General features: G+C 44.6%; 18 protein-coding genes. 11 read left to right on the plus strand and 7 right to left on the minus strand.

The genetic code is table 11. The annotated features are described in order from the left end of the window. Nucleotides 1-153: 153 nt before the first annotated feature. Complete coding sequence (gene fdhD / locus AC6R16_RS00745) at nucleotides 154-972, minus strand: formate dehydrogenase accessory sulfurtransferase FdhD (RefSeq protein ID WP_500642187.1); 819 nt, start codon at nucleotides 970-972, stop codon at nucleotides 154-156. 243 nt (nucleotides 973-1215) lie between these two features. Here fdhD and AC6R16_RS00750 point away from each other — a divergent pair, with 243 nt between their 5' ends. From AC6R16_RS00750 to cobB, 11 genes are all read left to right on the plus strand, one after another. Further along, complete coding sequence (locus tag AC6R16_RS00750) at nucleotides 1216-1680, plus strand: DUF3305 domain-containing protein (RefSeq protein ID WP_494506020.1); 465 nt, start codon at nucleotides 1216-1218, stop codon at nucleotides 1678-1680. Beyond that, nucleotides 1670-2191, plus strand: coding sequence for a DUF3306 domain-containing protein (locus AC6R16_RS00755; RefSeq protein ID WP_500673234.1), 522 nt, complete (start codon nucleotides 1670-1672; stop codon nucleotides 2189-2191). Before AC6R16_RS00750 ends, AC6R16_RS00755 begins: the two co-directional genes overlap by 11 nt. A 177-nt stretch (nucleotides 2192-2368) precedes the next feature. Continuing rightward, complete coding sequence (locus AC6R16_RS00760; RefSeq protein ID WP_500673235.1) at nucleotides 2369-4030, plus strand: 4Fe-4S binding protein; 1662 nt, start codon at nucleotides 2369-2371, stop codon at nucleotides 4028-4030. A gap of 12 nt (nucleotides 4031-4042) precedes the next feature. Continuing rightward, nucleotides 4043-4678, plus strand: coding sequence for a TorD/DmsD family molecular chaperone (locus AC6R16_RS00765; protein WP_500673236.1), 636 nt, complete (start codon nucleotides 4043-4045; stop codon nucleotides 4676-4678). Nucleotides 4679-4726: 48 nt separating this feature from the next. Continuing rightward, a complete protein-coding gene (locus AC6R16_RS00770) occupies nucleotides 4727-4924 on the plus strand; it encodes a twin-arginine translocation signal domain-containing protein (RefSeq protein WP_004745957.1) in 198 nt (65 codons plus the stop codon). A 10-nt stretch (nucleotides 4925-4934) separates the two neighbouring features. Then, nucleotides 4935-7790: a formate dehydrogenase subunit alpha gene (locus tag AC6R16_RS00775; protein WP_500673237.1), complete on the plus strand. Its 2856-nt coding sequence runs from the start codon at nucleotides 4935-4937 to the stop codon at nucleotides 7788-7790. 11 nt (nucleotides 7791-7801) lie between these two features. Then, nucleotides 7802-8410: a formate dehydrogenase FDH3 subunit beta gene (gene fdh3B / locus AC6R16_RS00780; RefSeq protein WP_004745954.1), complete on the plus strand. Its 609-nt coding sequence runs from the start codon at nucleotides 7802-7804 to the stop codon at nucleotides 8408-8410. Between the two features lie 14 nt (nucleotides 8411-8424). Further along, nucleotides 8425-9492, plus strand: coding sequence for a formate dehydrogenase subunit gamma (locus tag AC6R16_RS00785; RefSeq protein ID WP_500673238.1), 1068 nt, complete (start codon nucleotides 8425-8427; stop codon nucleotides 9490-9492). Next, nucleotides 9476-9892 (plus strand): hypothetical protein, encoded by a 417-nt coding sequence (locus AC6R16_RS00790; protein ID WP_500673239.1) that lies wholly within the window; start codon nucleotides 9476-9478, stop codon nucleotides 9890-9892. The genes AC6R16_RS00785 and AC6R16_RS00790 overlap by 17 nt, the downstream gene beginning before the upstream one ends. A 315-nt stretch (nucleotides 9893-10207) precedes the next feature. Beyond that, entirely contained in the window at nucleotides 10208-11428 is a 1221-nt protein-coding gene (locus AC6R16_RS00795) for an ammonium transporter (RefSeq protein WP_500673240.1), read from the plus strand. A gap of 169 nt (nucleotides 11429-11597) precedes the next feature. Then, a complete protein-coding gene (gene cobB / locus AC6R16_RS00800) occupies nucleotides 11598-12335 on the plus strand; it encodes a Sir2 family NAD+-dependent deacetylase (protein WP_500673241.1) in 738 nt (245 codons plus the stop codon). Between the two features lie 15 nt (nucleotides 12336-12350). Here cobB and AC6R16_RS00805 read toward each other — a convergent pair whose 3' ends face one another. The 6 genes from AC6R16_RS00805 to potA all read right to left on the minus strand — a co-directional run bounded on the left by AC6R16_RS00805 (nucleotide 12351) and on the right by potA (nucleotide 18351). Then, nucleotides 12351-13133, minus strand: coding sequence for a GGDEF domain-containing protein (locus AC6R16_RS00805; protein ID WP_500673242.1), 783 nt, complete (start codon nucleotides 13131-13133; stop codon nucleotides 12351-12353). Nucleotides 13134-13228: 95 nt separating this feature from the next. Continuing rightward, the gene (locus tag AC6R16_RS00810) at nucleotides 13229-14266 is read right to left on the minus strand and encodes an extracellular solute-binding protein (RefSeq protein ID WP_239854923.1); all 1038 of its coding nucleotides are present in this window, start codon (nucleotides 14264-14266) and stop codon (nucleotides 13229-13231) included. A gap of 186 nt (nucleotides 14267-14452) precedes the next feature. Continuing rightward, on the minus strand, nucleotides 14453-15487 hold the full coding sequence (locus AC6R16_RS00815) for an extracellular solute-binding protein (protein WP_500673243.1): 1035 nt from the start codon (nucleotides 15485-15487) through the stop codon (nucleotides 14453-14455). A 119-nt stretch (nucleotides 15488-15606) separates the two neighbouring features. Next, nucleotides 15607-16377: a spermidine/putrescine ABC transporter permease PotC gene (gene potC, locus AC6R16_RS00820; RefSeq protein ID WP_004745941.1), complete on the minus strand. Its 771-nt coding sequence runs from the start codon at nucleotides 16375-16377 to the stop codon at nucleotides 15607-15609. Then, complete coding sequence (gene potB / locus AC6R16_RS00825) at nucleotides 16377-17237, minus strand: spermidine/putrescine ABC transporter permease PotB (protein WP_500673244.1); 861 nt, start codon at nucleotides 17235-17237, stop codon at nucleotides 16377-16379. Before potB ends, potC begins: the two co-directional genes overlap by 1 nt. Further along, nucleotides 17218-18351 (minus strand): spermidine/putrescine ABC transporter ATP-binding protein PotA, encoded by a 1134-nt coding sequence (potA, locus tag AC6R16_RS00830; protein ID WP_004745939.1) that lies wholly within the window; start codon nucleotides 18349-18351, stop codon nucleotides 17218-17220. The genes potB and potA overlap by 20 nt, the downstream gene beginning before the upstream one ends. Between the last annotated feature and the right edge of the window lie 281 nt (nucleotides 18352-18632).

Below are 18632 nucleotides of genomic sequence, written 5' to 3' on the forward strand. Positions count from 1 at the left end.
TGACGTCGATAGCTTATTAATGTGACAAATTTATAAATTTTTTATGACACATATATAAAACTAATAGCAGTGCACCACGTCTTTGCAAGTTTAGAGAGATAAAAAAAACGCACCTTATCGATGCGTTAACGAGTTGCAGGTACAGCTTATTCACTAGCCTTTTACGTCAAACTCAATCTTTTTGGCACCAGTAAAGACTTGAAAGCGTAGGCCTTTTGCACGAGCAATTGTAGTGATACCAAACTTCTCAGCGAGCTCTAACCCCATTTGTGTAACGCCAGAACGAGATAGAAGAACTGGTATCCCCATTTGCGCCACTTTAATCACCATTTCAGAAGTAAGGCGACCGGTAGTGTAAAAAATCTTATCTTCTCCAGACTCCTGATTAAGCCACATTTCACCTGCCAACGTATCTACGGCATTGTGACGACCTACATCTTCAACGAAAGAGAGGACTTCATTACCTTTACACACAGCACAGCCATGAACCGCACCCGCTTTTTTATACGTGTCGTTGTAATGAGTTAATGCTTCCAGCGCGGAATAGATTTCAGATTGCTTAAGAGGGACTTGAGGAACCTGATAGCCTTCGAGCTGCTTCATCACATTACCATACATGGTGCCTTGTCCGCAGCCAGAAGTGACGGTCTTTTTCTTGAGTGCGCTTTCGACTTGTTGAATGTCTTCTTTAGTGATCACCGCTGCCGTATGCGTTTCCCAGTCAATAATGACAGACTCCAACGATTCAGGATCACTGATAAAGCTTTGGTTTTTCAAATATCCGAGAACCAAGGACTCAGGGCGAGACCCAAGCGTCATTAAGGTTACGACTTCTTTCCAGTTCAGCATCACCGTAAGAGGGCGTTCACAGGCGATCTGCTTGGTCAGCCTTTCACCGTATTCATCAAACACTTCTACTTCGATGGTTTGCAAAGGGTTTTCACTGGTTTTAATAATGTTTGGTTTAACCACAGACGTTTCCTATCTAAATACTCAGTATTATTTTTGCTACTTGTTACTTGCAATTAGCGTTCCTATTTGTCGATCCTCTAATTTTGACAAACCAACGCCATCTCAGTCAGAGATTTCAACTAAATTGGTTGAATATAGAGCAAGTCAGTTATGGGTACAGATATTGCTTGCAGCATGAGCATATAACTCTATTTAAGTGATTTGTGTAAATCCATTAAATATCAAATTCGACGCTGGTGAACCATGTCAAAACATCAAACTGTGACTGAAAAAGTAGAAAAATCTGAAGAGCTTTGGCCAATTGAATGCCAACTCGTCGCACATGAAATCGCCACAGGTCTATGGACGACGACGCAATGGCAGTTAGTTTCATTCGACCTTACCCCAAATGAAACAAAGGCAACGGTTGCCTTGCTTCAATTGCATCGAGATGAGCGCACTGATTATCGATTTAACCTAAGTTCAAATCAGCCAAAATTGTTTTTGGTTCTAGATAATGTCGATTCTGATGAGACACCAAACATCGTTACCCTCACAGCTTCGCAAAGTGTCGCAGGCCAGTATATGGATGGCGATTACTTGGTGCTTTCTAATGATATGCCACTCCCTGTTCAAGCGTGGATGGAAGCCTTTATTGGTCGTCATGGGGAGCTGCTCGAACAAAGACGCAAAAAACGTAAAGGGGCAGGTAGAGCAAGTGGCAACTAGTTTTTTTAATCGTTGGTCTAAAAAGAAGTTAGAAGGTGAAAATGTTCCTCAGGATGAGCCTTTAGCCGAGCTCGATCAAGATGTCGTCTTAGCCGAGTCAGAGACAGCAGGGGAGCCTGAAACCGCTTTAGAACCAAGTACTCAAGTAGTTGAAGCTGCTGAGCAACCTGAGACGAACATCGCCTCACTTCTCACGTCAGAAGCTGAGTCTGCGGTAAAAAAAGCGGCGCTAAGGAAGCTGTTCCTATCGGGTCAGTTTAGTGAAATCGATGGCTTGAATGATTATGACCACGACTATAAAGCTGTAAAAAGCCTCTCTTCAGATGTTGCTGAAAAGCTTCGTGATTGGATGCAATCCGATGAAGAAGAGGTAGACAATAATACTCAGATGACAAGCAGTGATGATAACTTAGCTAAACATGAAGAAGTTAAAGAACAAACGATAAGCGATTCATCGCAATCGATAGAAAGTACGGAAACGGTGGGACAAAATATACCACACAAAGAATAGGTACATTTTGACTAAATCATCAATTTACGGAGTGGGACAAATTGTCTCACTCCGTTTTTTTATTGTGTAATTGGTCATCGAATAACGATAAAGCATTGATTTAATGAGTATATAAAGTTGGTACAGCAATTGCTTTTACTCGCCTAAGTGAATATTCCGTTCTACTGGAACAGAGCAATGCTAAAAGAACTACTACAAGAATCAACATCGGCAAACGGAAAGGCGCGACGCTATGCGTTTGAGAATACCGTTGAGCTAACCAATCTTATTCCACCAACTGTCAGCTATGAAAGTGGCGGTAACACACTCATTGTTGGCCCTACATCCATTATTGAGAGCGCCGCTGCTCAGTTAGAGCAGTTAAAGAGTGTCACCTTGCTGTCTACTGACGGTGAGAAAGGTGAGTCTAACAACCTCTATTTTGCTAGCTCAGTTCAAGTATCGGGTTTTCTAGGGACGTTTACTGTCGTTATTGAAAACAATGGAATTGAAAGTAATCTTGCGCAGGTTGCTATCAACAATGGTTGCTTCGATATCGTTCTAGACTTGTGCCTTAGCAGCTGTATGAGTGAAGAAGTCCCAGTCCCTGGTTATTACCCAGTGGGGCGCGGTTATCCAAAACTCGCGGAGGCGCTGGAAGAGATCCCGACTCTGATGGGCACGTTTGATAAGCCCAAGTTCTTTCGTTTATACACAGACTTATGTGCGCATAGCTCTCGTGGCGTGAAAGGGTGCGAGAGATGTGTTGATGCTTGTCCTGCCGGTGCATTATCCAGTGAAGGTACAGATAAAACAGGGCATAGAATCGAAATTAACCCTTACCTTTGTCAAGGAGTAGGCACTTGTGCAACCGCGTGTCCGACAGAGGCGATTCATTACGCGCTTCCTACTCCGCAAGAAACCCAGAAATTCATAGAACGCACACTAGCAAACTATGAGCAAGCGGGCGGGCAAGATCCTATTGTTTTAATTTGTAGCTCACGCCATGAACAATACAACGTGATGGCGCTTAAAGCACTACCAGATAATGTGGTTCCTGTTGTTGTAGAAGAACTGCCTTCAGTTGGAATTGATTCGTGGTTTGCAGCATTAGTGAATGGGGCAACTCAAGTTCTTTTTGCCGCCAGTCGTTTTATGCCAGAAACCATTCTTCGTGTCCTCAACAATGAAGTGGCCACTGCGCAAGAATTGCTGACTCAGCTCGGTATTGCGAAAGAGACCGTAGATATTCTTTATCTAGAATCTCTGAGAGAAGGGGCGCCAACACTTTGTACTGAATCGTTTGATCTAGCATTGGGCGATCTGCAAGGTAATAAACGTCAACGTCTTTTCACCGCACTAGATTCTCTCGCACAAGCTCGTATTCCTGTTGAGAACATCGTAGAACTGCCAGAAAGTGCGCCTTACGGTAATGTCAGCTGTGAAAGTAAAGATTGTACCTTGTGTATGAGTTGTGTCGCGGTTTGTCCTACCCGAGCACTACACACCGATGGCTCTTCTCCTTCACTTCAATTCGTCGAGCAAGACTGCATTCAATGTGGGCTATGTGCTAAAGCGTGTCCTGAACAAGTTTTGACTCTGACGCCTCGTATGAATTGGGACAAAGAGAGTCGCCAGCAAGCCCAAGTCATCCATCAGGAAAAGGCAGCCGAGTGTGTACGCTGCCACAAACCTTTTGCACCGCAGTCAATGATTGACATGCTACAAGATAAGTTACGCGGTCACTCTCATTTTGCCGATGAAGAAGCTCTGAATCGTATTGCTATGTGTGAAGACTGCCGAGTGGTGGACATGTTTGAGTCCATGGCAGAAGACCCAACCAAACAACTGAATTATTAAGGTGTGAGTACGATGGATAATCAACAACAAACAATTCGTGCAGATATCTACCTACTGCTGTCAACGCTGTACCGTCAGCAGCCATCAACTGAACTGATCGCTTTCCTCTCCCAACTAGAGACAGAGCAAGCCGAAAGTGCCATGCATCTTGCTTGGCACAAAGTGAAATCAGCAGCAATCGAAAGCAGCCAAGAGCAGCTAGAAGATGAATACCAAGAGCTATTTATCGGCATTGGTCGTGGTGAAGTCGTGCCTTTTGCGTCTTGGCACCTAACAGGGTCACTAATGGAGAAGCCGCTTGCGTCTATTCGTCATGATCTTGGACTTCTTGGTTTAGAGCGTGAAGAGCAAGTAAAAGAACCAGAAGATCACTTTTCAGCGCTCTGTGAAGTGATGTCTGTACTCACCGACGAAGAGGAAGAGCTACAGCAAGTGTTCTTCAACAAACATTTAGGCACATGGTTCAGCTCTCTGGTTAAACAACTGAAAGAAGCAAAGAACGCGAGCTTTTACTTGGCCGTAGCCGAACTGACGAACGCGTTTATGACTCTAGAGCAGGTGCGTTTCAGTGCCAATCTACAAAACAGCAAAACCAAATTAAAAATTGATGTGAAAAACGTGACTGAGTATGAGCAGCCTCAGCAATAACGTCTCACGTCGATAGCAATACCTACTAAAAAGGGTAAGGAAGCAATAATGAAAGATAATAAAGAGTTAAATCAAAGCCGTAGGGATCTTCTCAAAGGCTTAACGACCGCAGCAGTCGCTGGAGCCGTAGTCGCTGGCACTACCAAAGTGGCTAGCGCTGCAGAATCTGTAGAAGTGAAGCAAGACGAAAAGAAAACGGGTTATCACGAAACTCAACATATTCGTGACTACTACGAAACGCTATAGGAGCTAACCAATGAAATTAGTCAAACGCTCCGATAACGTGAGCAAAGAACAGAATCAGTTAGGTGTATCGAGACGTGCCTTCATGAAAAACAGCTCGCTTGCTGCTGGTGGCGCTGTCGTAGGTGCGAGTTTGTTTACACCCGGCATGATCAAAAAAGCAGAAGCAAAAGCTGTTGATCCTAATGCAAAAACAGAGATCAAACGTACCATCTGTTCTCACTGTTCTGTTGGTTGTGGTATTTACGCTGAAGTTCAAAACGGTGTATGGACCGGCCAAGAGCCTGCTTTCGATCACCCATTTAACGCGGGTGGACACTGTGCGAAAGGTGCTGCTCTACGTGAGCACGGACACGGTGAACGTCGCTTAAAGTACCCGATGAAACTTGAAGGCGGTAAGTGGAAGAAGCTTTCTTGGGATCAAGCGATTGAAGAGATCGGCAACAAGGTTTTGGATATTCGTAAAGAATCAGGCCCTGATTCTGTCTACTGGCTAGGTAGCGCGAAGCACAGCAACGAACAAGCGTATATGTTCCGTAAAATGGCATCGCTTTGGGGTACTAATAACGTCGATCATCAAGCGCGTATCTGTCACTCAACCACCGTAGCAGGTGTAGCCAACACTTGGGGTTACGGCGCTATGACTAACTCGTTCAATGACATGCATAACTGTAAGTCGATGCTATTCATTGGTTCAAACCCGGCAGAAGCTCACCCAGTCGCGATGCAGCATATCCTGATCGCCAAAGAGAAGAACAACTGTAAGATCGTTGTTGCTGACCCGCGTCGCACGCGCACTGCTGCAAAATCGGATCACTATGTCTCTCTTCGTCCTGGTTCAGACGTTGCTTTCATTTGGGGTATTTTGTGGCACGTTTTTGCTAACAAATGGGAAGACAAAGAGTTCATCCGTCAACGCGTATTTGGTATGGATGAAATTCGTGAAGAAGTCGCCAAGTGGGACCCGGCGGAAGTTGAACGCGTTACTGGCGTGTCTGAAGCGGATGTTTACAAGACAGCTAAACTACTCTCAAAAAACCGCCCAGGGTGTGTGGTTTGGTGTATGGGTGGTACTCAGCACACCACAGGTAACAACAACACGCGTGCTTACTGTGTGCTAGAGCTTGCGCTTGGCAACATGGGTAAATCGGGTGGTGGTGCGAACATCTTTCGCGGCCACGACAACGTGCAGGGTGCAACAGACCTTGGTGTTCTATCTCATACACTTCCTGGTTACTACGGCCTTTCTGATGGCGCTTGGAAGCACTGGTCGAAAGTTTGGAATCTAGAACACAAATGGGTTCAAGATCGATTCGATCAAAATGAGTATCGCGGCAAGAAACCGATGAATAACATGGGTATTCCTGTGTCACGTTGGATCGATGGTGTATTAGAAAACAAAGACAACATCGAGCAAAATGACAATATCCGCGCCATGTTCTATTGGGGCCACGCAGTAAACTCACAAACTCGTGGCGTTGAAATGAAGAAGGCAATGCAGAAGCTGGATATGATGGTCATCGTTGACCCATACCCAACAGTTGCAGCGGTAATGAACGATCGTACCGATGGCGTCTATCTTCTACCTGCGACAACCCAGTTCGAAACATACGGCAGTGTAACGGCATCTAACCGTTCTATTCAGTGGCGCGACAAGGTGGTTGATCCTCTGTTTGAATCAAAACCTGACCATGAAATCATGTACTTGCTGACCAAGAAACTGGGTTTTGCAGAGCAGTTGTTCAAGAACGTGAAAGTGGAAAACAACCAACCTGTTATCGAAGACATTACCCGTGAATTTAACCGCGGTATGTGGACGATCGGTTACACAGGTCAAAGCCCAGAGCGTTTAAAAGCGCACCAACAGAACTGGCACACATTCCACAAAACGTCATTAGAAGCTGAAGGTGGTGTTGTTCACGGTGAAACCTACGGCCTTCCTTGGCCATGTTGGGGTACACCAGAAATGAAGCACCCTGGTACGCATATTCTTTACGATACGTCTAAGCCAGTGGCTCAAGGCGGCGGCAACTTCCGCGCACGCTTTGGCGTTGAATTTGACGGCACAAATATCCTTGCCGAAGATAGCTACTCAAAAGGTTGTGAGATTGAAGATGGTTACCCAGAATTTAGCGACAAACTGCTGAAATCTCTTGGTTGGTGGGATGATCTAACGGCTGAAGAGAAAGCTGCAGCGGAAGGTAAAAACTGGAAGACAGACCTATCTGGCGGTATTCAGCGTGTTGCAATCAAGCATGGCTGTATTCCTTTTGGTAACGCGAAAGCGCGTGCTGTGGTTTGGACCTTCCCTGATCGCGTACCACTTCACCGCGAACCGCTCTACACACCACGTCGCGACCTTGTTGCGGATTACCCAACATGGGACGACAGCGAGTCTATCTATCGTCTACCAACCATGTACAAGTCGATTCAAGATAAAGATGTATCGGGTGAGTACCCAATCATCCTAACCTCGGGTCGTCTGGTTGAGTACGAAGGTGGTGGTGAAGAGACGCGCTCGAACCCATGGCTAGCTGAGCTTCAACAAGAAATGTTTGTTGAAGTGAACCCGAAAGATGCCAATGATCTTGGCTTCAAAGATGGTGAAATGGTTTGGGTTGAAGGTGCAGAGAAAGGCCGTATTCATGTTAAAGCCATGGTCACGCGACGCGTTAAACCGGGTATGGCATTTATTCCATTCCACTTCGGCGGCAAATTCCAAGGTGAAGATCTTCGCGGCAAGTACCCAGAAGGTACCGACCCATACGTTATTGGTGAATCTGCCAACATCGCCACGACTTACGGTTATGACCCTGTCACGCAAATGCAGGAAACCAAAGTCACCCTATGTAACATTCGCAAAGCTTAAGGAGTCAACAAATGGCTAGAATGAAATTCCTTTGTGACACCAAGCGCTGTATCGAATGTAACGGCTGTGTCACTGCATGTAAGAACGAAAATGATGACGCTCTAGAATGGGGTATCCAACGTCGCCGCGTCGTCACTTTGAATGATGGTGAACCGGGTGAGAACTCGATTTCTGTTGCTTGTATGCACTGTACAGATGCGCCTTGTATGGCGGTTTGTCCGGCAGACTGTTTCGAGCACACAGAAGATGGCATCGTGCTACACAACAAAGATCTTTGTATCGGTTGTGGTTACTGCTTGTTTGCTTGCCCGTTTGGCGCACCACAGTTCCCTAAACAGGAAGCGTTTGGTGAACGCGGCAAGATGGACAAGTGTACCTTCTGTGCAGGTGGTCCTGAAACAGAAGCGGGCTCTGTTGAAGAGCGTCAGAAGTACGGTGCGAACCGTATTGCTGAAGGTAAGCTGCCAATGTGTGCTTCACTATGTTCAACCAAAGCTCTTTTGGCAGGTGATGCTGAGAAGGTATCTGACATCTTCCGTCAACGTGTTGTAGAGCGTGGTGCTAAAGGCGCTGGTTGGACAGATGGTAACGATCTGTCTTACGACGCAACGAAAAGCTAAGACTGGAGAGATTCATGTTTTCAATGTTTAAACGTGCATCTCTTGTAATGCTGTCAATGATGGCAGCATTACTCTTTGCTTTATCGCTGCCTGCGCATGCTGAGCAAAAAGAGTCTGAAGTTGCACAACGTGAAATGACCCAATTGGCAGGAGCCGATTTCTGGCGTCAAGTTCGTCAAGGCGAAGAGGGCTACACGACGTCTCAGTTCCCTGAGCATGGAATGCTAATTAGTACCCCAGGTCAAACTTGGTACATTTTGAAAGAGAAATGGATGTCACCAGCGGGAGCTGTGGCGATTTTCGGTAGTATCGCATTCGTTACCTTAATGTACATAGTGATTGGGCCTCTCATGTTGAGCGCGCCAAGAACAGGTAAGAAGATCAAACGCTGGTCTCGACTGGATCGCGCCTTGCACTGGAGTATGGCGTTTACCTTCTTAACACTCGCGTTTAGCGGGCTGATGTTGGTTTACGGTAAACATTTCCTTAAGCCGTACATTCCGTCAGAGCTATGGGGCTTCATCATCATGTTAGCGAAGCAATACCATAACTACATTGGACCCATCTTCTACGTGTTACTGCTGTGTGTTCTGATTAAGTGGTGGCGTAAATCGATCTTTAAGAAAGTCGATATTGCTTGGTTTATGAAGCTTGGTGGCATGGTCGGTAAACACAAAGGTTCACATCCTTCAGCAGAGTTTTCAAACGCAGGTGAAAAAGCACTATTTTGGTTGCTTATTGTTGTGGGCTCTGTGGTTGCGCTTAGTGGTCTGGTGTTAGATTTCCCAATCTTTGGTCAGACCCGCCGTGATATGGAACTGTCTAACCTCGTCCATATGTTAGCGGCACTCATTCTGATCTGTGGTTTCGTGTTCCACATCTATATCGGCTTGTTCGGTATGGAAGGTGCACTAGAAGGTATGGTCACGGGTGAGGTTGACGAAACTTGGGCGAAAGAACACCACGATCTTTGGTATCAAGAAATGATGGAAAAAGAGCGTCAAGAGCAGGGAGTAAGTACTGCGGACAACAACTCTGATGACCAAGTAAAAGGAGCGCAGACAAATGAACAAACCTCATAAGGGCATTTGGGTTGCGTACATCCTAAGTTGCTTTACACCGTTCACCTGTTTGATCTCGGGTGTGATAGCCATCATCTATGCGGGATACCGTTTAGATAAGGGAGAGGATGGGGAGATCATTGATTCGCATTATTATGGGTTGATTAGAACCTTCTTCCTCAACCTAACTTACTTCGTTGTACTGATCATTACAGTCGCGACGTCGAATGGTGTTCTTATTGGTGTGAATGACTACTGGTATAAGAGCCATTTGATTGATGACATCGCTTACTATATTCCTTATGTAGGCATGTTATTCGGTTTGATTGCCATCGCGTTGTGGTTTGTTCGTATGTTCCAAGGTATGAATAAGCTGAAAGAGAACCAACCATTTAGCTTCGCTAAAGGTCCAAATCTTTAAATTTGAACCCAATCTAAATAAGCCCTGAATATTCAGGGCTTATTTATGCACCACAATAACCCGCCTCAATCTGGTGCGCTTATCCCCATAACCGTGCATTGCTTCACCAAAGGTGTGCGTCCGATTCCTTTAGCTGATTTCTAGCTACTAGATAAAATATCGATTATTCATAAGCTTAGTTATAATTTATAGAATCATAACTTACTGGCATGTAACTTGCCGTATCAGTGCTTCAAGCAATATCACCAATGTGGTGAGCAACGTTATATGACGCACAGGAAAAGTGCGCGACAACAAAAATGGAGACTTATACGAATGAGCGTAACAGCAAGTCAGGTTCATGGAGCCGTTCAAACCCTGACTCAAAGTTCGGACACACTTTTTCTTCTTCTAGGTGCCATCATGGTGTTCTTAATGCACGCTGGCTTTGCCTTTTTGGAAGTTGGTACAGTAAGGCATAAAAACCAAGTGAATGCGTTAGTTAAAATCCTTGCTGATTTTGGTATCTCAGCGCTTGCTTACTTCTTTATTGGCTATTGGGTCGCGTATGGTGCTAACTTTTTCGCAGACGCTCAAATTTTGTCACAGGGTAACGGATATGAGTTAGTTAAGTTCTTCTTCTTACTTACGTTTGCTGCTGCTATTCCTGCGATTGTTTCTGGCGGTATCGCTGAGCGTGCACGTTTTTATCCTATATTAGTCGCCACATTCTTTACGGTCGGATTAGTTTATCCCGTCTTTGAAGGCATGATCTGGAATGGTAACTTTGGCTTACAAGCATGGTTTGAAGCGCAATTTGGCTATGGATTCCATGACTTCGCAGGTTCAGTCGTGGTGCATGGTGTTGGCGGTTGGATAGCACTAGTAGCCGTTATCTTCCTAGGTATGCGTAAGGGACGTATTAGAGCAGGGAAACACACCAACTTCGCGCCTTCAAACATCCCATTCTTAGCTTTGGGCGCATGGATTCTTTGTGTTGGCTGGTTTGGCTTTAATGTCATGTCTGCACAAACCTTGAATGGCATCAGCGGGCTGGTTGCCATGAATTCATTGATGGCCATGGTTGGCGGTATCGTGGCAGCGCTAATCGCGGGCAAAAACGACCCGGGCTTTATTCATAACGGTCCTCTAGCTGGACTTGTTGCGATTTGTGCGGGCTCTGACCTAATGCATCCTATTGGATCGCTCATTACCGGCGGCGTTGCGGGTGCGTTGTTTGTTTATCTGTTTACCTATCTTCAAAACAAAACCAAGATTGATGACGTACTTGGCGTATGGCCTCTGCACGGCGTTTGTGGAGCGTGGGGCGGTATCGCAGCAGGAATCTTCGGTCAAAGCGCGCTAGGCGGGTTAGGAGGCGTGAGCTTTACCGTTCAGCTACTTGGCACTATTGCGGGTATTGCCATCGCAGTGATTGGGGCGCTCATAGTCTATGGAGTTATCGATAAAATATCTGGTTTACGCTTGTCAGAGGAAGATGAGTTTAACGGAGCAGACTTAGCCATTCATAAGATTTCAGCCACAAACGAAGACTAGTCTTTCGTTCACTCAATAGATAAGGCAGCCAAGTTAGGCTGCCTTTTTGTTTAACCTCACAAAAGCTAGGTAAAACATTGCATATTTCGACCATGGTCTAACTTGCAGCGCTAGGGAAGAGGGAGAGTCAATGCTAAGCTAATCTCAAGAACAGTAACAAGGAAGTAGTATGAATTTCCCGTATCGTAATGTCGTTATTTTAACTGGCGCTGGAATCTCTGCTGAGTCAGGCATCCAAACTTTCCGTACTCAAGACGGTTTGTGGGAAAACCATCGAATCGAGGATGTTGCCACTCCAGAGGGTTTCGAACGTAATCCCGATTTGGTTCAAGACTTTTATAATCAGCGTCGTTTAGGGCTGCAAGATCCATCAATCGAACCGAATGCTGCTCATATTGCCTTAGGAAAGCTTGAAGCGCAGCTCGAAGGCTCAGTAACGGTTATCACTCAAAACATCGACAACCTTCATGAACGTGGTGGGAGCAGTAATGTCATTCATATGCATGGTGAGTTGCTGAAGTCGCGTTGTAGTGAGTCTAATCAAGTCATTGAGGAAAAGGGGGAAATCAAAACAGGCGATCTTTGTCATTGCTGTCAGATCCCTTCGCAGATGAGACCTCACGTGGTTTGGTTTGGAGAAATGCCACTAAGAATGGGGGATATTTATGCCTCATTGGAAGCAGCAGACTTGTTCATTTCAATCGGTACATCTGGGGTAGTCTATCCTGCGGCAGGCTTTGTCCATGACGCAAAAATGCATGGTGCACACACGATAGAAATTAATCTTGAGCCGAGTGCCGTTGAAAGTGAGTTTGAAGAGAAGCGTTACGGCAAGGCGAGTATTGAAGTCCCTAAGCTAGTAGAAGAGATTTTAAGCCTACAGCAACCAGACGTAAAACATGCTTAGTGAGTAGTAAAACTCTCAACGTTTTCGTCGGGAGTTTTTCATTTGATACATTGCTTGATCCGTTTTTTCTAATGCCTCACTCAGCTCATTTTTTGATGTCGCCTCAATACCATAGCTGAAACGAATGCTTTCACCTTCTAACTCTTGTTTGAGTTTATCGACAAACTTTCGTCCTTCAGTTGGCTTAACGACAACAACAAATTCGTCACCACCAATTCGAAATGCTTGTTCATGCCGATCAATGATCTGATTGATTGCCTGTGCAAATCGGATAATCATTAAGTCTCCAACAGCATGGCCTTTATTATCATTAACTGCCTTTAAGCCATCTAGATCTAAATAGATAAGATCAAACGTCTGCATTCTGATATCAGACAATTTTTTCCGATTATAGAGGCCGGTTAGTTCATCTATACAAGCATCATTGTTGATTTGCTTGATCAGTTTAGTAAAGCCAAAGGCAATTAAGAGGTAGGCGATTTGAAGGCTGCCATCTTCAATCATAGTATCAACCAGATCGTATTCATCCGAGATTGCGTCTAGATAGCTGACTTCGGTTAAGACGTCGTATGCTTGATTAAAGATGAGTAACAAGAAACCGTATTTGATGTAGCCATTGTCGAGGATCGTGTTCCTAGAAATAACAAAGATGAAGATCAGAACAAAGAGGGTATTGCTTTCAAACCAGACATCATTGCGAGAGTCGATATAGTCGCTATGAGTTAAAAACGCTATGAGAGTAGACGTCGCAAACAGTAGGCATAATATTATCAGTATGACTTTATACCTTCTTTTCATAGCTCATCCTTAGCTAGCTTTAAGAGGTGTCCCTCAAATACAAAAAAGAGCGGCTTCTTGCCGCTCTTTAAGTATATAACTGATATCTAAAGTTGTTAGTTATCAACTTTTAGCTTTTGGAAGTACTCGTCATAAAGTACGCTTGCTTCACCCACTTCATCTTGCCAAGTACCACTATCCATCACTTCTTGAGGAGGGAAGATGCTTGGATCGTTTGCGAATTCTTTAGGCAGTAGTTTGTGAGCTGTCGCTACAGGTGTAGGGTAGCCAATCTCTAGCGCAATCTTAGCTGCGTTTTCTGGGCGAAGTAGGAAGTCGATCATCTTATGAGCCGCTTCAACGTTTTTCGCTTCTGCAGGAATAGCTAGGCTGTCCATCCAGAAAATAGCGCCTTTTTCTGGCCATACGATATCGATCGATGCACCTTCTTGGCGAGCCATGTAAGCAGAACCATTCCAAAGCATACCTAGTGAGACTTCACCTGCTAGATATGGGTTCGCTGGGAAATCAGAGTTAAACACTAATACGTTAGGCATCAGTTTTTTCAACTCTTCGTAAGCAGCTTTAATTTCGTCTGGGTTAGTCGTATTTGGCGAGTAACCCAGTTTAGTCAGTGCAATATGGAATACTTCACGTGAGTCATCCATCAGCATGAGTTGACCTTCCCACTTGCTATCCCAGAAATCATCCCACTTAGTCACTGATGATTTATCTAGCATGTCGGAGTTGATACCGATGCCTGTCGCACCCCAAATGTAAGGGATCGAGTAATTGTTGTTTGGATCAAAAGGTTTGTTTAAGAAGTTTGTATCCAAGTCAGCAAAGTGAGTAAGTTTCGCTTTATCGATTTGCTGTAGCATACCTTCTTTGCGCATCTTAGATACAAAGTAAGTAGACGGTACTACTAAATCGTAACCAGAACCTTGAGTCTTAAGCTTGGCGTACATGCTCTCGTTAGACTCGTAAGTCGAGTAGATGACTTTAATTCCGGTTTCTTTTGTAAAGTCTTCAAGAACTTCATTTGGAATGTATTCAGACCAGTTGTAGAAATAAAGCTCTTGATCAGCGGCCATTGCCGGCGCAGCGAATAGCGTCGCAGCACATAGTGCGCCTGCGTAGAATTTACTTTTCATTGGTTTTCCGTTTTATCTGTGTTTATCAGCACACAGTCACTCCGAACTGAGTACTCTGAAAAAACATGATTATTAGACTTGCTTGTCGTAGCGACAAACCTAGCAACGGGTAAGTATATCAGCCAAAACAAAAATAGGCAGCTTCTGCTACCTATTTTTACTTTGGTCATTTACCTAGATGAAGGATTATTGTCCTGCTTTCAGTTTTAAGAAGTACTCTTCATACTTAACGGTTAATTCACCGACCGAGTCTTGCCATTCAACGCGATCCAAATCTTCTTGAGAAGGGAATAACGGCGCGACATCTTTAAACTTCGCGTTTGATTCTGCTACTGCTGTCAGGTAGCCCGTGTCACTTGAGATTTGCTCAGCGATTTCAGGACGGAGTAAGAAGTCGATCATCTTATGCGCCGCTTCTACGTTTTTCGCACCGGAAGAGATGGCAAAGTTATCAACCCAACCAATACCGCCTTCTTTTGGGAAAACTAGTTTAAGGTTCATACCTTCGTTTTGTGCCGCGGCCGCAGAGCCATTCCACAACATACCAACGCCAACTTCACCTGACATATATGGAGCTCCTGGGTTGTCAGAGTTGAACACTAAAACGTTCGGCATCAGCTTTTGCAGTTCTGCATAGGCTTCGTCGATCTGTTTAGGATCGGTTGAGTTACCTGAGTAACCCAGTTTGCGCAGTGCAATATGGAACACTTCTCGCGTGTCGTCCATCAGCATCAACTGACCTTCAAGTTCTGGGTTCCATAAATCTGCCCAGCTTGTGAAGTCGTTAGGATCGTACATATCTGCATTGACCGCTAGACCAGTAATGGCGACTACATGTGGGATAGAGTAGTCGTTGTTTGGATCGTATGGCTTATCAAGATAGTTAGTATCTAGGTTTTTGAAGTTATTCAACTTAGACTTATCGATCTTCTGCAACATACCTTCATCACGCATCTTAGCGACAAAGTAAGTGGAAGGAACCACTAAGTCATAACCTTGATTATGCGTTTTTAGCTTCGCGTATAAGGTCTCATTAGATTCATAAGTTGAATAGATAACCTTAATCCCTGTTTCTTTGGTGAACTGTTCTAGGATATTACTGTTGATGTAAGGTCCCCAGTTCATAAAGACGAGTTCTTTGTTTTCGTCCGCAGCCACTGAACCGGAGAACAGGGAAAGCGCACATGCACTACCAGCTAATAGAGTAGCCCATTTTTTCATTTACGTTAGCTCCAAACCAAACGTTGCCTTTCGCGCAAATGATATCTGCGCTATTCAGCAGTAGATAGAAAAACAGAATGACTGATAGCCATTCTGTTTAGTGAATTACATGCTAAGTCTTATTTTACTTTTTCTCTGGCAAGTAGCTGAGAGGCTACCACCAAGATCAAAGAGACAATCAACATGACTGTTGCAAGGGCATTCACCTCTGGTGAAATTCCCACTTTAACCATCGAGTAGATCTTCAATGGCAAAATCTCATAGGTTGGCCCTGTGACGAATGAACTGATAATTACGTCGTCCAGAGACAGGGTAAAGCTCAATAGCCAGCCTGCAGCAACTGCAGGTTTAGCTAGCGGTAGAATAATCTGCTTTAGGATAACCCATTCACTTGCACCCAAATCTTTTGCCGCTTCTAGCATCTTCACGTCAAAGCCATTCAAGCGGCTGTATACCGTCACTACGACAAACGGCAAACAGAAGGTGATATGCGCGATTAATAGCGTAAAGAAGCCCAGTTGAGCGCCAAGCACTAAGAATAACGCTAGCAATGAAATCGCCATCACAATGTCCGGTGACATCATCACCACGAACAGCATGCCATTCACTGCACCTTTTCCTTTAAACGAATAACGGAATAGAGCAACCGCGGTTAAGCTACCGATGATCGTTGCTGCTGTTGCGGAAAACACCGCGACATTCAGCGAATGCCAAGCAGCCTGCATTAGGCTGTCGTTGTTAACCAAGGTTTCGTACCACTTAGTGGTAAAGCCACCCCATTTCATTCCAAATTTATTGGCATTAAATGAGTTAACGATCAACACAACGATTGGCAGATACAAAAACGCATATACCAAGGTCATAAAGCTAAATCTAACTGTACGTCCCATTAGTCTAGCTCCACTTTCTTATTCAATAACTTACCTGCGCGATAGTAGGCATATAGCATAATCGCCATCGCGATCGTTAGAGCAATACTGGTCGCGGCGCCGAACGGCCAATCTCGGGCATTCAGCACTTGGCTCTTAATTACATTACCAATCAGCAAGTTCTTCGCCCCGCCAAGTAGGTCAGAGATATAGAACATGCCGAGGGCAGGGAGTAGCACTAACAAACAGCCACCAATAATACCTGGCATCGTGAGCGGTAGAATAACCTTGGTGAACGTCTGAAACTTGTTCGCCCCTAAATCTTTTGCCGCTTCTAGGTAGGTGTGATCTAACTTCTCTATCGCAGAGTAGAGCGGCAAAATCATAAATGGCAGCAGAATGTAGACTAAACCAATCATTACCGCCGACTCTGTATACATAAGACGAATTGGCTTATCGATGATTTCCATTGCCATCAAAGACTTGTTAAGGACCCCTTGTGTTCCTAAGACAATCTTCAAACCGTAAGTGCGGATCAGTGAGTTAGTCCAAAATGGCACAATCACCAAAAACAACATTACCGGACGCCACTTCTCTGGCATTTTCGCCACGATATAGGCAAATGGGTAGCCAATCACCAAACATAGCAAGGTCGCAATAATCGCCATGTAGAATGAATGCCACAATACTTTGGCGTAGAGAGGATCCATCAAGCGGATATAGTTATCCAACGTGAAGGTCATCTCGATTAAGTTTGCTTCATCACGAGTTAGGAAACTGGTACCAATAATCATCAGATTGGGTACCAATACAAAAAGCGTTAGCCAACCTACGATTAACGCGATGATCGCGTTTTGAAGACTAAACTTCTTGGCTTTCATTGAGTACGACCTCCCAACTTTCAACCCAAGTGATCGCCACTTTTTGACCTAGAGAGTGGTCGACATCAGGATCGTCTTCGTTGAAGAATTCGCTAACCATCACTCGCATACCCGATTCAAGTTCAATCACCGAATCCAAGGTCATGCCTTTGTATGTGCGCTCAGTAACGTGACCGACAATGCCTTTCTGCTCAGACTCTTTAATCTCTTCGATACGTAAGTCTTCTGGGCGAAGTAGTACTTGCAGTTTGTCACCGCTAGCGGCTGGTTTATCGTAGTAAACCACCGACTCAACACCTTCAATCTCAGCACGAATACGTTTCTCATCAATACGCTCAATCATGGTGGCGTTGAATACGTTGATCTCACCAATAAAGCGAGCAACAAATAGGTTTTTCGGCTCTTCGTAAATTTCACGCGGAGAACCGTCTTGCTCAACCACGCCGTCACGCATAACAATGATGCGGTCTGACATCGAAAGGGCTTCTTCCTGATCGTGGGTAACAAAGATAAAAGTAATACCTAGCTGACGCTGTAATTGCTTCAGTTCGATCTGCATCTGTTTACGCAGTTTATAATCCAGCGCAGACAACGACTCATCAAGCAGCAACACTTTCGGTTTGTTGACAACGGCACGAGCAATAGCAATACGTTGCTGTTGACCACCAGATAACTGGTGAGGTTTACGCTGGGCCATTTTCTCAAGACGAACCATACGTAGTGCTTCCATTACACGAGGCTCAATATCGTCAGAAGGCACTTTTTGCATGCGTAGACCAAAAGCCACGTTTTCAAAAACCGTCATATGAGGGAAGAGTGCATAACTCTGGAATACAGTGTTTACATGCCTTTGCTCAGCAGGAACTTGAGTTACGTTTTGGTCAGCAAGGATAATTTCGCCTTTATCTGCGGTTTCAAAACCAGCAATCATCCTCAACACGGTTGTTTTACCACAACCAGAAGGGCCCAAAATCGTTAGAAACTCACCATGATTAACATCAAGGTTAAGATTTGCGATGATCTCCTTACCATCGAAACTTTTGCTAATTCCAGTCAGTTTAACTACTGGTTTTCCTGCATCTTGTTTAGCGTTCAACGTCTGTTTTTCTCCCACCTTGGTCACCGATTTGAAATGACCCGTCGTTACACAAATTCGAGGCGCGCATCATAATCACCAAAATTGTGAATTCAAAGCATTTTCTTATTCTGAAACACAAAAATTTTTGCAGGTAAAAGTAAACATTCCTTACCATACTCTCTGTATGCTAAATAAACCGCGCATTCAGAGGAGAATTTCCTTTATTTCTGAGTCAGATATCTATACTGATACGATGCGTTTAGTGGTTAATTATCAACCAAACAGTCGATAAAGCAAGCAGCAAGGCGAGATCCGAT

This window comes from Vibrio sp. R10-SG3-ISO10 (assembly GCF_059834185.1).

Bases quoted from the DNA above. Each gene is read 5' to 3' on its own strand.
- AC6R16_RS00750 (WP_494506020.1), top strand. From the start codon at position 1,216: ATGTCAAAACATCAAACTGTGACTGAAAAAGTAGAAAAATCTGAAGAG.
- AC6R16_RS00760 (WP_500673235.1), top strand. From the start codon at position 2,369: ATGCTAAAAGAACTACTACAAGAATCAACATCGGCAAACGGAAAGGCG.
- AC6R16_RS00765 (WP_500673236.1), top strand. From the start codon at position 4,043: ATGGATAATCAACAACAAACAATTCGTGCAGATATCTACCTACTGCTG.
- AC6R16_RS00770 (WP_004745957.1), top strand. From the start codon at position 4,727: ATGAAAGATAATAAAGAGTTAAATCAAAGCCGTAGGGATCTTCTCAAA.
- AC6R16_RS00775 (WP_500673237.1), top strand. From the start codon at position 4,935: ATGAAATTAGTCAAACGCTCCGATAACGTGAGCAAAGAACAGAATCAG.
- fdh3B (WP_004745954.1), top strand. From the start codon at position 7,802: ATGGCTAGAATGAAATTCCTTTGTGACACCAAGCGCTGTATCGAATGT.
- AC6R16_RS00785 (WP_500673238.1), top strand. From the start codon at position 8,425: ATGTTTTCAATGTTTAAACGTGCATCTCTTGTAATGCTGTCAATGATG.
- AC6R16_RS00790 (WP_500673239.1), top strand. From the start codon at position 9,476: ATGAACAAACCTCATAAGGGCATTTGGGTTGCGTACATCCTAAGTTGC.
- AC6R16_RS00795 (WP_500673240.1), top strand. From the start codon at position 10,208: ATGAGCGTAACAGCAAGTCAGGTTCATGGAGCCGTTCAAACCCTGACT.
- cobB (WP_500673241.1), top strand. From the start codon at position 11,598: ATGAATTTCCCGTATCGTAATGTCGTTATTTTAACTGGCGCTGGAATC.
- AC6R16_RS00805 (WP_500673242.1), bottom strand. From the start codon at position 13,133: ATGAAAAGAAGGTATAAAGTCATACTGATAATATTATGCCTACTGTTT.
- AC6R16_RS00810 (WP_239854923.1), bottom strand. From the start codon at position 14,266: ATGAAAAGTAAATTCTACGCAGGCGCACTATGTGCTGCGACGCTATTC.
- AC6R16_RS00815 (WP_500673243.1), bottom strand. From the start codon at position 15,487: ATGAAAAAATGGGCTACTCTATTAGCTGGTAGTGCATGTGCGCTTTCC.
- potC (WP_004745941.1), bottom strand. From the start codon at position 16,377: ATGGGACGTACAGTTAGATTTAGCTTTATGACCTTGGTATATGCGTTT.
- potB (WP_500673244.1), bottom strand. From the start codon at position 17,237: ATGAAAGCCAAGAAGTTTAGTCTTCAAAACGCGATCATCGCGTTAATC.